At 52.2% G+C, this 12,806-nt stretch carries 14 protein-coding genes; 9 read left to right on the top strand and 5 right to left on the bottom strand.

From position 1 onward, the window contains the following. Positions 1-23: 23 nt before the first annotated feature. The 3 genes from E3E26_RS01990 (at position 24) to E3E26_RS01980 (ending at position 3,650) form a co-directional block, all read left to right on the top strand. Entirely contained in the window at positions 24-1,655 is a 1,632-nt protein-coding gene (locus E3E26_RS01990; protein ID WP_167900103.1) for a metallophosphoesterase, read from the top strand. Between the two features lie 95 nt (positions 1,656-1,750). Then, positions 1,751-2,971 carry an inorganic phosphate transporter gene (locus tag E3E26_RS01985; protein ID WP_167899673.1) on the top strand — a complete coding sequence of 407 codons (1,221 nt, stop codon included), beginning with the start codon at positions 1,751-1,753 and terminating at the stop codon, positions 2,969-2,971. Between the two features lie 4 nt (positions 2,972-2,975). Beyond that, complete coding sequence (locus tag E3E26_RS01980) at positions 2,976-3,650, top strand: TIGR00153 family protein (RefSeq protein ID WP_167899672.1); 675 nt, start codon at positions 2,976-2,978, stop codon at positions 3,648-3,650. Positions 3,651-3,695: 45 nt separating this feature from the next. Here the strand turns inward: E3E26_RS01980 and E3E26_RS01975 are convergent, their stop codons facing one another. Beyond that, positions 3,696-3,923 (bottom strand): Lrp/AsnC family transcriptional regulator, encoded by a 228-nt coding sequence (locus tag E3E26_RS01975; RefSeq protein WP_012572508.1) that lies wholly within the window; start codon positions 3,921-3,923, stop codon positions 3,696-3,698. Positions 3,924-4,071: 148 nt separating this feature from the next. On the opposite strand from E3E26_RS01975, the gene E3E26_RS01970 reads away from it, so the two are divergent. Genes E3E26_RS01970 through E3E26_RS01960 form a run of 3 tightly spaced genes read left to right on the top strand, consistent with a single transcriptional unit; the run spans position 4,072 to position 6,235 of the window. Then, entirely contained in the window at positions 4,072-4,227 is a 156-nt protein-coding gene (locus tag E3E26_RS01970) for a hypothetical protein (protein WP_167899671.1), read from the top strand. Beyond that, the gene (locus E3E26_RS01965) at positions 4,224-5,603 is read left to right on the top strand and encodes a transposase (RefSeq protein ID WP_240911619.1); all 1,380 of its coding nucleotides are present in this window, start codon (positions 4,224-4,226) and stop codon (positions 5,601-5,603) included. Before E3E26_RS01970 ends, E3E26_RS01965 begins: the two co-directional genes overlap by 4 nt. Beyond that, entirely contained in the window at positions 5,588-6,235 is a 648-nt protein-coding gene (locus E3E26_RS01960) for a phosphotransferase (protein WP_167899670.1), read from the top strand. The genes E3E26_RS01965 and E3E26_RS01960 overlap by 16 nt, the downstream gene beginning before the upstream one ends. Here E3E26_RS01960 and E3E26_RS01955 read toward each other — a convergent pair. Further along, on the bottom strand, positions 6,203-6,529 hold the full coding sequence (locus E3E26_RS01955; protein WP_167899669.1) for a hypothetical protein: 327 nt from the start codon (positions 6,527-6,529) through the stop codon (positions 6,203-6,205). The genes E3E26_RS01960 and E3E26_RS01955 overlap by 33 nt on opposite strands. A 68-nt stretch (positions 6,530-6,597) precedes the next feature. On the opposite strand from E3E26_RS01955, the gene E3E26_RS01950 reads away from it, so the two are divergent. Continuing rightward, complete coding sequence (locus tag E3E26_RS01950) at positions 6,598-8,469, top strand: S9 family peptidase (protein ID WP_167899668.1); 1,872 nt, start codon at positions 6,598-6,600, stop codon at positions 8,467-8,469. Positions 8,470-8,475: 6 nt separating this feature from the next. On the opposite strand, the gene E3E26_RS01945 is transcribed toward E3E26_RS01950, so the two are convergent. Genes E3E26_RS01945 through E3E26_RS01935 form a run of 3 tightly spaced genes read right to left on the bottom strand, consistent with a single transcriptional unit; the run spans position 8,476 to position 11,404 of the window. Next, entirely contained in the window at positions 8,476-9,333 is an 858-nt protein-coding gene (locus E3E26_RS01945; RefSeq protein WP_167899667.1) for a methyltransferase domain-containing protein, read from the bottom strand. 45 nt (positions 9,334-9,378) lie between these two features. Then, positions 9,379-10,314 carry a dipeptidase gene (locus E3E26_RS01940; RefSeq protein WP_167899666.1) on the bottom strand — a complete coding sequence of 312 codons (936 nt, stop codon included), beginning with the start codon at positions 10,312-10,314 and terminating at the stop codon, positions 9,379-9,381. A 10-nt stretch (positions 10,315-10,324) separates the two neighbouring features. Beyond that, the gene (locus E3E26_RS01935; protein ID WP_167899665.1) at positions 10,325-11,404 is read right to left on the bottom strand and encodes a hypothetical protein; all 1,080 of its coding nucleotides are present in this window, start codon (positions 11,402-11,404) and stop codon (positions 10,325-10,327) included. 62 nt (positions 11,405-11,466) lie between these two features. Here E3E26_RS01935 and E3E26_RS01930 point away from each other — a divergent pair, with 62 nt between their 5' ends. Next, a complete protein-coding gene (locus E3E26_RS01930; protein ID WP_167899664.1) occupies positions 11,467-12,018 on the top strand; it encodes a DUF531 domain-containing protein in 552 nt (183 codons plus the stop codon). Continuing rightward, positions 11,991-12,467, top strand: coding sequence for a signal peptidase I (locus tag E3E26_RS01925; RefSeq protein WP_167899663.1), 477 nt, complete (start codon positions 11,991-11,993; stop codon positions 12,465-12,467). Before E3E26_RS01930 ends, E3E26_RS01925 begins: the two co-directional genes overlap by 28 nt. Positions 12,468-12,806: the final 339 nt, after the last annotated feature.

The following is a 12,806-nucleotide window of genomic DNA, read 5'->3' as shown; positions in this document are numbered from 1 at the left end:
CAATCTCCTCTTAGGTGAAGTCCATGAAGAAAGCCGCTTTTGCAATCCTGCTCGTCTTCGTTGTACTGGTCTCGGGCTGTATCGGCTCCAGCGGAACCACCGAGACAACGGGAACGTCGACGTCTCCAACTTCTACGCCTTCAGGGGGCATAGACTTCGATAGCTATGAGAAGGGTCAGGTTCTGGCGGGATGGTACAACCTTGCCGACGTCTCAAAGGTCTACGTGAGCGAAGGCTACGAGGATCTGGCCAAGCACTACTTCCCGGACGCCCAGATTCTTCCGGCCAAGGACTACACTGGTGGCGTCGCGATCCTCTCTCCCGCCGACGCAAGGGCTCTCCTTAGGGGTAAGCCGATTCTCATCACAGTCAACGACTACTTCGGCTACATCATCTACAAGCTCGGCGTCAAGTTCGTCGGCAAGGATAAGGGCATCTTCGCTGTCTTCAACCAAGATGGGAAAGCCTACTACGTCTTCACGGGAACGAGCAAGGCTGGTGTCGGTGCCGCCGTTGAATACGCGCTGGAACTCAAGAACGGCGGAAGTGTTAGGACGGACGATGTCCTCAGGATGGGTGACTTTGAGGGAGTTGTGGTTAAGGTCATAGGTGATAACAACTGGAATGGAATTCCCGACGAGGGTGAGAACTGGTATCTAGGCTCCTTCAAGACCATGGAGCCGTTCATCTACTACTGGCGCGTTGTTGAGGGCGAAAACGTGACGGTCAAGGGTGGCTTCATAAGCAGCGTGAATGGCTCCACCGTCTACATCCACGCCCTGAGCTTCAACATCACCGTCGAGGTTAAGGACGCGAAGGGCGTCAAGCTGACCTACATCGTCGAGAACACCAATCCGGGCGTCCTAAATCTGCCGGAGGGTGCTGAGACTGGCGAAACGTGGGTTAAGCTCACAACGAGCGCCGATTCCTTCAGCCTGACACCCAAGGATCTCGGCGATTACAGGGTCATAGCCTTCGGCGACCACAGGCCCGATGGCGGCACCGAGGTTCCGGAGGTATTCCTTAAGATAAGGGATGAGATAAACAACGAAGATGCAGTCTTCGTCATTGATGGTGGAGACCTTGTCTATTCAGGAACCGTTGACCAGTGGGCGGCTCTGCTCAAGGAGTGGAAGTGGGACAAGCCTATATTCGTCTCCCCGGGCAACCACGAGTACCGCGGGGAGGGTATAAACGTCTATCACCAAGTGTTCGGTCCGACCGATTACTCCTTCGTCCTCGGGGATTACTACTACATCTTCATGAACAACATCGAGAACGACTACAGCCTGAGCGACGAGCAGTGGGCCTGGCTCCAGAATGAGCTGGATAAGGCAAAAGCGATGGGCAAGAGGCCGGTAATAATCATGCATGCCCCGCCCGTTGACCCGCGGCCCGATGGGGATCACGGCATGAACCCGACTGATGGAGAGAGGCTCCTCAGTCTAATGAGGGAGTACAACGCCTTCGGAATCTTCAGCCACATCCACATGTTCTGGTACGGCGAGAAGGAGGGCGCTGAGTTCATAGTAACCGGCGCTGCAGGAGCCCCGCTCTACGCTCCGCCTGACGAGGGCGGCTTTGACCACTATACAAGGCTGTTCATGGCGGCCGATGGAAGCATTGGGGTTGAGCCTGTCAAGGTCGAACCCTGATTTCTCTTTATTCTATTTAGGTCTATATAGAGCTTTGCGGTGCACTATATTCTACTGCGACAAGATATTTATATTCCCCCCTGAAGTTATCCCCGGTGGTGAGCGTGGATCCGTGGCTAATGATAACCATCATTCTTGGATTCTCGATGGCATGGGCCATCGGTGCCAATGATGCCGCAAATTCTATGAGCACTGCCGTCGGTGCAAAGGCGATAACTCCGAAGCAGGCCGTGATCATAGCGGGCATCCTCGAGTTCACTGGAGCCTACTTCTTCGGCAAGAGCGTCACAGAGACGATAAGGAAGGGCATACTCTACCCCGACAAAATCACAGATCCAACGGTTCTGATATACGGCTCCATCGCGGCTCTACTGGCTGCAACGATTTGGCTGGTAATGGCTACCAAATTCGGCCTCCCGGTTTCAACTACTCACTCAATCATAGGTGGCATAGCGGGCTACGGGATAGCCTACGCCGGCTTGAGCATCGTCAACTGGGACAAGATGGCGCAGGTCGTTCTCAGCTGGATTCTGTCCCCGATAATCGGTGCCCTGATGGCCTACTTCATCTTTAAGGCCCTGACCAAGAGCATTTTCGAAAGCGGAAACCCTGTGAGAAGTGCGAGGATATGGTCTCCCTTCTGGATAGGCATGGCCTTTGTGGTCATCGGGGCCATGTTCTACATCAAGGTTCTCCACGGGAGTGATCTCAAGAGGGGGGTTATTTTCTATGGGCTTCCCCTCGGCATAATCGTTTTCATCCTCAGCTACTTCCTCATAAAGGTCCGCTTCCCCTCGAGCGACCCGTACATTGGCGTTGAGAGCATATTCAAGAAGGTGCAGGTAGTCACCTCTGCCTACGTGGCTTTAGCTCATGGAGCCAACGACGTTGCCAACGCAATAGGTCCTGTTGCCGCCGTTTATGCCGTCGCAACGATGGGTCTGGCCGGAATGCAGGTGCCCGTTCCGAGGTGGATTCTCGCCCTCGGTGGAGTAGGCATAGCGGTTGGCGTCGCAACCTACGGCTACCGCGTCATGGAGACGGTCGGCAAGAAGATAACAGAGCTCACCAACACGAGGGGCTTCACCATAGACTTCTCCGCTGCAACGGTGGTTCTCGTGGCTTCCTGGCTCGGAATGCCGATCTCGACGACCCACACGGTGGTCGGTGCCGTCATAGGCATAGGCTTGGCCAGAGGAGTAAAAGCAATAAACAAGAACATCGTGAGGGATATAATAATCTCCTGGTTCGTGACGGTTCCGATAGCGGCCTTCGTGAGTGCCGTTATATTCAAGGTGCTTATGGTGGTGGGGTGATATCATGCAGGTGTGGACCAAACTCTTTGCGAAGAGCCCGTTCAAGCCTCTAATCAAGCACGCTGATGTGGTCCTCCAGACGGTTGAGACCCTCGAGAAGGCTCTTCGCCTCTGGTACGAGGGGAACTTTGAGGAGATGGAGAGGGTGGCCATCGAAGTCGACCGCCTCGAGGACGTTGCCGACAGGATAAAGGAGGAAATAAGGGACTCCCTCAGCTCCAAGCTTCTCATGGCCGTCGCGAGGGAGGACGTTCTCATATACCTCCACATGCAGGACAAGGTTGCCGACGCTGCTGAAGACACCGCCAAGTGGCTCCTCATCAAGAGGCCGAATGGAATCCCGACCGATATTAAGGATATAATCCTTCAGATGGGGACGGAGAGCATCAAAGCTGCTAAGCTCGTCCACGAGGCTATAGTCCAGATGGACCGCGTCATAGAGAGCGGCTTCACCGAGAAGGAAATCGAGAGGGAGTACGAGATAATCAGGGAGATAGAGAGCGTCGAGAGTAAGATAGACGGACTCGATACGAGGCTCATGCAGCTCGTCTTCGAGAAGGAGAATGAGCTGAGCTGGGGCGACGGATTCTACATCCTCAACATAGCAAGAACCCTCAGCAACATATCTGACAAGGCCAAGGATTCGGCGGAAAGAATAAGGCTCATGATGAACAAGTGAGTCTTTTTCCTTTTCTCAGAAACGAAAGTAGGAAAATCGAGAGGTTCAGATGGCTATCATCGTCGAGGTCATCTGTATCTCGGACATCTTCCTTATCTTCTCAGTGATGAACTGATCCAGATCCTTGAGCGTGTCGGTCTCAACCTTAACTACGAGGTCGTACTCGCCGTAGACGACGTATGCTTCTTTAACCTCCGGCATAGCGAGAAGCTTCTCCATAACTTCCCTTTCCTTTCCAGCGGCTGTAACCATCAAAATAAAAGCCGTCACCATGGCTATCACCAAAAGTATTTTATCGGCGGAGTATTTAAGTTTATCTTCTCTTTTCTTTTGAAGCCTCGCGGTTTACGGCGAGGGTACAATAAACTATCTGGCAGCAACTCTTAAATACTAATCCATACTTGCACATATTGGTGGGAACATGGGTGTCATAACGATCTCCGTTGATGATGAAGTCGAAAAAAGATTCAGGGAACTCGTGGAGAAAAAATATGGACGGATAAGGGGAGCTTTGGGTGTAGCAGTGACCGAAGCCATGAAACTCTGGATTAAAAAAGTTGAAAGCGAGGAAAAATGAAACGAACGGTAACAGTCAAGCTCCAGCCTTCAAAGGCCCAAGAGAAACTCCTCTTCGAGTTAGCCGATATTGGGGCGAAAGTCTGGAACAGAGTAAACTATCTTCGGAGAAAAGAATACTTCCAAGGAAAACCAATAGACTTTTTGAAAACTCAAAAAATTGTTTACGAGGAATATAAAAAGGAAATCGGTTCTGCCACAGTTCAGACTATCGCCAGAAAGAATGCCGAAGCTTGGAGGAGCTTTTTAGTTCTCGCCAAAAAGAAAAAGAATAAAGAACTCCCAAAATGGTTCAAACCAAAGCCGCCTAACTATCTTAAAGAAAATGGGAAACGAAAACCATTCATCATCCTGAGAAACACCCAATACAAAATTGGAGGTAACAAACTAATTCTAATGGGTCTTGGCAAGTTCAAACGCCTTGAAATTCAATTCAAGGGTAGGATACACCTGAAAGGCAAGATAGGGAGATTGGAAATAACTTACAATGAAGTTAAAGGAAAATGGTATGCTCACATCAGCTTCACAATCAAAGAAAAACTCGAAGGTGAAAAATGGATTGAAGTTCCGGGAAAACCAAAAGGGGACTTAACAGCTGGAATAGATCTAGGGATTAACAATCTAATGGCTGTCTATGTTGAAAACGGCGAGAGTTTCTTGGTCAATGGTCGTCCCTTAAAATCCATTGCCTTCTACTGGCAGGGAAGAATAGCCGATTATCAGTCTAAACTCAACAAGAACAGCCAAAAAACAAGTAGAAACCTTAAAAGAATGCATGAAAAGGCTAAACTTCAAGCAAGGCACTACATTAACACAGCAGTAAGGCAAACTGTTAAAAGATTGTACGATTTGGGGGCTTCAAGAATCATCGTTGGCTATCCTAAGGGCATATCGAGGAACTCCGATAAAGGTTCCAAACAGAACTTCATCCTCTCCCACGTTTGGAGGTTCAATTATGTCATTAAACGTTTGAAGGGAGTTGCTGAGGATTATGGTATTTCTGTTTTGGTTGTTGATGAGGCTTTCACTTCACAATCTTGCCCCGTCTGCGGGAAGCCCCATAATGGGGCAAGATTTGTTCGGGGATTGTTTAAGTGTCCCGTGACGGGGCTTGTCTTCAACTCCGACCTTGTTGGGGCTTTCAACATTTTGAAGAAGGTTGTGAAAACGATAACCCCGAATTTGAGCGGTCTTTACGCTCAGAGGAGGGGTAATGGGGGGAAGGCCCTCCCCGAGGGGTTGTATGATCCGAATCCGGTGACGGTAGTAGGGGAAACCCCTCGAACCTCCCTCGCCTTAGTACATGAGTTCTCTCATAAGAACCCTAGTCTTTTGGAGCAGGGAGGAGGTCGGCGAGGCCTATGTTCGACCACCTGATAAGCAGAGCTCAGCTGGAGCGCTTTTACTCTCACCTGGAAGGGTTAGGATTGGCCGAAATAAAGCCTTACGCCAAAGGGACGACGAGCCTTATTTTCAGAGCCAGGTTAGGGGAAAAAAGCGTCATAGTTAAGCTCCAGCGTCCGGATTCCCCGAGGATGAACTTCAAGAGGGAGGCGGAGATCATCAAGATACTCGAGCCATACGAGGTAACGCCCCGGCTTGTAGACTACGGAACCTTTGAGGGCCTCGAATATCTCATCCGCGAGTTCGCAGAGGGTGAGATAATCTTCTACGCCGACTTTGAAAAGCGCCATCTCTTCGAGATAGCCCATAAAACGGCCCTCCTTGACAGACTCGGCCTCGACCACGGCCAGATACAGGGCGGAAAGCACATAATAGTTGGTGAGCGCGTCTGGCTTATAGACTTCGAGAAGGCCGGCTTCAGGAAGCCCAAGAACCTCACATCGGCAATGGCCATGCTCTTCATCAACGACAACTACATCTCGCGCAGGATAAGGGAAAAGTTCAGCGTTGGGGGAGCTTTTCTAGAGGAGATGCGGGAAGAACTGAGGAACTACAAGAGAACCAGAAACCTCTCAGGCCTTCTGAGACTTCTTTCTCGCCTTTAGTCTATCCGCGTAGAGAGCCAGGACTGGAATCATCACTGCCATTGCTATGAGGCCCATCCTCGGGTCCCAGAGGTAGTTGAAGACGAGTATCACGACTATTGCTATGGCTATCATGAGGAAGAGGTCCCTGTCGAAGAGCCTCGACTTTGCCAGTATATTCTGTTCTCTGGCTACGTAGGCCAGGTAGAGCGGTATCCCTATTGCAGCGAGGACTACTCCAAGGTACGTTCTGAAGGCCAGTGATACGGCGAGTCCCGCTATGAGAATTATTCCAACGGCGTACTCATCTTTCATGTTTCCACCTGTCCACTGGGTTAGGCTTATATACTTTTAAGGCTCTCTACTAAATCGGTGATACCGTTATGAGCAGCATCGAATGGAACGAAAAGACCTTTTCTAAGTTTGCTTACCTGGACGATCCCCAGATCAAAGGGGGTAGGGTCGCCTACGTTCTGACCAAGGCCAACATGAAGGACAACAGGTACGAAAACACTGTGGTTGTTGAGGACATCGAAATCGGGGCAAGACGCTTCATCGAGAACGCTTCCATGCCTCGCTTTTCTCCGGATGGCAGGAAGCTCGCCTTCATGATGCCCAACGAGGAGAAGAAGACTTCCGAGATATGGGTTGCCGACGTTGAAACGCTGAGCGCCAAGAGGGTTCTGGAAGCTAAAAACGTCCGCTTCATCCAGTGGAACGACGATTCCCGGCGTCTCCTTGTTGTAGGCTTCAAGCGCAGAGACGACGAGGACTTCATCTTCGAGGACGATGTCCCTGTGTGGTTCGACAACATGGGCTTCTTCGACGGCGAGAAGACCACCTTCTGGGTTCTCGACACCGAGAGCGAGGAGATACTTGAGGAGTTTGAGAAGCCGCGCTTCAGCTCAGGTATCTGGCACGGCAACGCCATAGTCGTCAACGTTCCCTACCGTGAGGGCAGCAAGCCTGCCTTCTTCAAGTTCACCGATATCTACCTCTGGCGCGACGGAGAGGAGGAGAAGCTCTTCGAGAAGGTTTCCTTCCAGGCGGTTGATTCCGACGGTAAGACCATCCTCCTCCGTGGCAAGCCTGAGAAGAAAAAGCTCAGCGAGCACGACTTCCTCTACCTCTACGACGGCGAGCTGAAGGCTATTAATGAACACCTCGGCAGGAATACAGGCCAGGCTAAGCTAGACGGTGGCAGAGTCTACTTCACCCTCTACGAGGCTGGCAGTATCAACCTCTACCTATGGGATGGTGAGGTCGAGCCGATAACCGTTGGCGAGCACTGGATCATGGGCTTCGACACCGACGGCGGAAGGGTTGCGATGCTCATCGAGACTGCAACGCGCCTGAGAGAGCTCTACATCTACGACGGCGAACTTAAGCAGCTCACCGACTACAACGGGCCGCTCTTTGAGAGGCTCAGGACCTTTGAGCCAAGGCACTTCAGGTTTAAGTCCCTCGACCTCGAGATAGACGGCTGGTACATCAGGCCCGAGCTGAAGGAGGATGAGAAGGCTCCGGTCATAGTATTCGTCCACGGCGGACCGAAGGGAATGTACGGCCACTACTTCAAGTACGAGATGCAGCTGATGGCGAATAAGGGCTACTACATCGTCTTCGTGAACCCGCGTGGAAGCAACGGCTATTCAGAGGAGTTCGCCCTTCGCGTTCTGGAGAGAACAGGCCTCGAGGACTTCCTGGATATAATGAACGGAATTGAGGCGTTCTTCAGGCTTGAACCGCAGGCCGACCGCGAGAGGGTTGGAATAACGGGCATAAGCTACGGTGGATTCATGACCAACTGGGCGCTGACGCAGAGCGAGCTCTTCAAGGCTGGAATAAGTGAGAACGGCATAAGCTACTGGCTGACGAGCTACGCTTTCTCCGATATAGGCCTCTGGTTCGACAAGGAGGTAATCGGAGACGACCCGCTGAACAACGAGAACTACAGAAAGCTCAGCCCGCTCTTCTACGTCGAGAACGTCAAGGCCCCGATACTGCTCATCCATTCGCTGGAGGACTACCGCTGCCCGCTCGACCAGAGCGTCATGTTCTACCACGCCCTCAGGGACCTCGGCAAGGAGGCCTACATAGCGATATTCAGGCGCGGTGCCCACGGCCACAGCATAAGGGGTTCTCCAAAGCACAGGGCCAAGCGCTACAAGCTCTTCATGGAGTTCTTCGAGAGGAAGCTCAAGAAGTACGAGGAAGGTTTCGATGTGGAGAAGATTCTGAAGGGCTTAGAGTGAGCCCGTTCATTTTGTTCTTTTCTCCGGTTTCCTCGCCACTACACCGAGCGCTTCCTCAACCCTTTTTACCCCGACGAAGCCGGCCTTCCTTAAGCGCTCCATCACGCCCTTCTGGAGGTCTTTTCTCCTGTACTTCTTCCCGGGGTTTCCAACGTAGTGGAACAGCCTTCCGCCGGGCTTGAGAATCCTGAAGAGCTCCCCGTAAAACTCCCCGCTGTAGAGATGACCCGCCAGAGAAAAGCGAGGGGGGTCGTGGATTATCACATCAAAGCTCCCGTCGTTGAAGCGCTTAATGACCTCGAAGGCATCCCCGTGGATGATCTGAATCTTCCCGCCCTGGAAGAGCTCCCTGCTCCAGGGGTTTATTCTTGCCAGTTCTATGACGCTCTTATCCTTTTCTATAGTTATCACGTAAGCACCGCGTTTCGCGGCCTCTATCGCGGTGTAGCCGAGCCCCATGCAGGTGTCCAAAACCATCTCGCCCTCCTTCGGCTTTACTGTGTTCACCTTGTTGAGCGTGTCCTGCAGGGGGTTTACCTCCTTCGTGCGGTGCATTCTGATGCCGTTTATCTCTATCGTCGGCGGAACCGTCGGCACGAGCTTGTAGAAGCCCTCTTCACTCGCTATCGCTGCCTTGTAAACTCCTCCGTTTTTAACGAAGTAAACGCTCCCCTCGTCCCTCGCTATCCTTTCGACCAGGCTCCTCTCAACGCGCGTGCCGTCCGGAAAGATGAACTCGTCTCCCTCAATGGTGATGAGCCATGAACGCCCGGTCTTTCTCAAATCCAGGTTAAGCCTCGCTCCCCCTCTCGCGAAGAGCAGCCTTCTCGCGTCTCCTGCAGTTAGGAAGTAGACCTCCTCCATGGGCTCACCGCGGATTGCTGAGAAAAGGGGGATAAAAAGGTTCCGTCATCCGATAACCCTCTCAAAAAGGCGCTCGAGGTTCCTGAAAGTTATCGCTTCAATCTCTTTCGCGCTGAAGTTCTCGTTCAGTCTCTCAAGCAGCTCTGGAATCTTCGACTCGTTCTCAAAGCCCTCAACGCTCCTCCCACTCCAGCCGGACAGGTAGTACACGAAGTCGAAGCCGAGCCCCACGTGCTTGTATCCCGCCAGCTCGACCATATAATCGATGTGCTCGACGTACTTCTCCAGCGTTGGCTTTTCTCTGTCTACAAAGCTCGGAATGGCAACCGCTCCGATAACTCCATCTCGCTCCGCTATGGCCTTTATCTGCTCGTCCGTGAGGTTCCTCGGGTGATCGCACAGCGCTCTCGCATTGGAGTGCGAGGCCATAACGGGAAATGCGGTAACGTCTAGAGTGTCCCAGAAGCCGGCTTCGTTTATGTGGCTGAGGTCTATGAGGATTCCCAGTTCCTCGGCCTTTCCGACGACTTCAACGCCGAAGTTGGTCAGACCCCCGTTTGTCCTCTCGAAGACGCCGTCGCCTATTGCGTTCCTGAGGCTCCACGTGAGCGTTAGAACCCTCAGGCCGAGATGGTAGAAGACCTCCAGCAAATCCAGGCTGTCCTCTATCGGCTCCCCGCCCTCAAGGCCCAGCCAGAGGGCGGCCCTTCCTTCCTCGATGGCCTTTTTCATCTCCCCGACGCTTGTCACAAGCTCGAAGCGCTCGCTCTCCTCGACGTCTTTCCGAAGGGCGTTGAGAACCTCCAGCCCGTATCTCAGGGCCGAGCTCCTCCTGTCTGGCCTCGTCCAGATGGCCATCACTCGAGCGGCTACGCCTGGAGCGAAGAACTGGTTAAAGCTTTTCTCGAGGACAAGGGTTTTTCCTTTCTTCCTCTCGTCATAGATAAAAGTAGGCAGGTCTGAATGGGCATCAAATATCATGCGGACCCCCTCACTGACTCCCTTCTATGGTCTCAAGCTCTGTGAGTGCCTCCTCCTTTATCTTTGGATCGGGGATGCTTTCAATGATTTCCCTTGCATCTTCGAACTCCTTCCTCCTGGCCAGCTCAAGGGCTATGGCCTTCAGTGCCTCGCTTCTCTTGTGGATATCCTGTATTTCTTTTGCGAATTTTAGTGCCCTGTTCAGGTTTCCAAGCTCGGTGAGGAGCCTAGCTATGTGCTGGACGTTGACGTCGGTGAACCTCGGGTTCTCACAGCGCTCGAAAGCCTTGTTAACAACGTCGAGATACTCTACGTTGTTCACCCTCTTCATCCAGAGGGCAACTTCGAGCTCTCCGATGAGTCTCACAACGCCGCTGTACTTCTTCTCTATGAGGGCCAGCGCGTAGTAGTTCCTCCCCTCAAGCAGGGCTGCGCGTATCTGCGGAAGCCCGACGTCATAAACCGTTTTCGCAAGCTCTATCTTTTTCTCGACCATCGCCGCGCGTTGATTGACGTGGAGCTTGTCGAATATGTCAAATGCCATCTTATAAAAGTCCAGGGCCTTGTTCGATGGCAAGGTATCCCCAGCCTTTTCAAGAAGCTCTCCCATCCTGAGTATGCCGTCCACCTTGTGGGTGTAGCCTATCTCAGCCCCAATTATCGTATCGAAGGCGATGTTGAAGATCTCGAGGGCGTTGTCGGGATAACCTGCAAGGGCGAGGTGATAGGCAAGGGTCGAGAGAACTATGCCCTTCTCTATTGGGCTTTCTATATCGTTAGTCTCATCTATCGCCCGGTTGAAGAAATCCATCGCGTCCTCTTCGTACTCCATTATCGCAAGGGCGGAAGCGATTATGGAATACGCCACAGCCTTGTTAGAAGGGTCTTTGAGTTTCTTCGCGATGTACATGGCGTCCTCTATGATGCTCGGAATCCACTCCATCGGGCCACCGTGCTGGTATATGGCCACGACTATCTTGGTGAGAGCCTCCACTTGGTCTATGGGGTCCTTAAGCTCATGAACCTTTGCAAGGGCCTCCTCGTAGTAGCCCCTTTCAACAAGCAGGTTTATTTCCTCTAGCGTGGTCATACTAAATGTTTAGTCTGCTATAAATCCTTATAAACCTTTGTTGGACACTTTTTCCGAGGAACATGCTGACGGTTGCGCTCTACAACACCTACGACCCAAGGAAGCTGCACGAGGCCCACCTGAGGGCCATAGCCAGAGCCGGACCAATAGCTTACGCCTACGGTTTTCACCTGGCTCTGGTGGGATTCCCCTTCGAGGGCAGGCCGGTTGATGTTGCCGAGGAAATAGCCGGTCACACGACCATAGGCGAGGGAGGGAAGTATCTCCTCGAGCTCGCCCAGAGAAACCGCTTCCACCTCCTTGAGTTTCCGAGGAAGGGCTTTCCCCCTCAGTTCGGCACGCCGGTTGCGACCACCAGAAAGCCGAGCGAGGAGAAGGAGATAACCCCACTTGAGCTCGCAGAGAGGGCTTTGAAAGGCGAGAGTTTTCTGCTCCTGATAGGCCTTGGAAGGCATGGCCTCCCGAAGGAAATATTTAAGATGGCGCGCTATCATATGGATATAACAGGGAAAAGGGTCAGCCTTGAAACCTGCACCGCAATAGGTGCCATACCCGCGAGAATAAGCACTCTAATGGAGGCGTTGAGATGGAGGAATCCTGGAAAAAGGATCTAGCATGGATTTTAATCGCGTTCATAGCAGTTTTTGCACTTCAATCAGGACTTAAAATAGTGCTGCACACAGAGTCGCCGCTGGTCATAGTGGTAAGCGGCTCCATGGAGCCCGTCTTTTACAGGGGAGACGTTGTCCTCCTGGAAGGGATAAATGAGGACAACATAGATAAAGTCCACGTTGGCGACGTGATCGTCTATAAGCGCCCAGGTTACGAATACCCAATAATCCACCGTGTCAGGGAGATAAAGGAGGTAAACCTTGGCGGGAAAACCGAGAAGTGCTTCGTCACCTGGGGCGACAACAACTGGGCCCCGGATCCAGATTATCCAACGCCTTACGGGCCGGTTCCCTGCGTTCCCGCTTATGCCGTCGAGGACAAGGCCCTGCTGGTTTTCCCGAAGATAGGCCTCATCCCGCTCGAGATAAGGGAGCGCCTCGGCCTGGGATGATGTGAGGGTAGGTGACCGAGAGGCCGATGAGGAGCTAATCGGCCCCTGACCATCAAACTTTGCTGGTGCAAAGTTTGATCAAAGTTCGTAGCTCCTTTTACCTTCTTTTGGGGGTTGATTTCATTGCTCTTGGCCAATTTATCTCTGAGCCTCTCGAAAAATGCTCTCTTTAATAAGGTGGTTACCTGAATAGACGCCCAAAGGGCGTCCGAAAGAAAACCCCTAAGCGATATCGAAAAGTCCTCAGGAGGCTCCCCAATTTAACTTTAGAACTTAGCGAAATCCACTGCTATCCAGCGGCCTTGAAAAGAGCTACGAACTTTTGGTGAAGCTTTTTCC

This window comes from Thermococcus sp. LS1 (assembly GCF_012027395.1).
Taxonomy (GTDB): Archaea; Methanobacteriota_B; Thermococci; order Thermococcales; family Thermococcaceae; genus Thermococcus.
The sequence above is the reverse complement of the archived record's forward strand: the minus strand, read 5'-3'. Positions and strand labels throughout refer to the sequence as shown.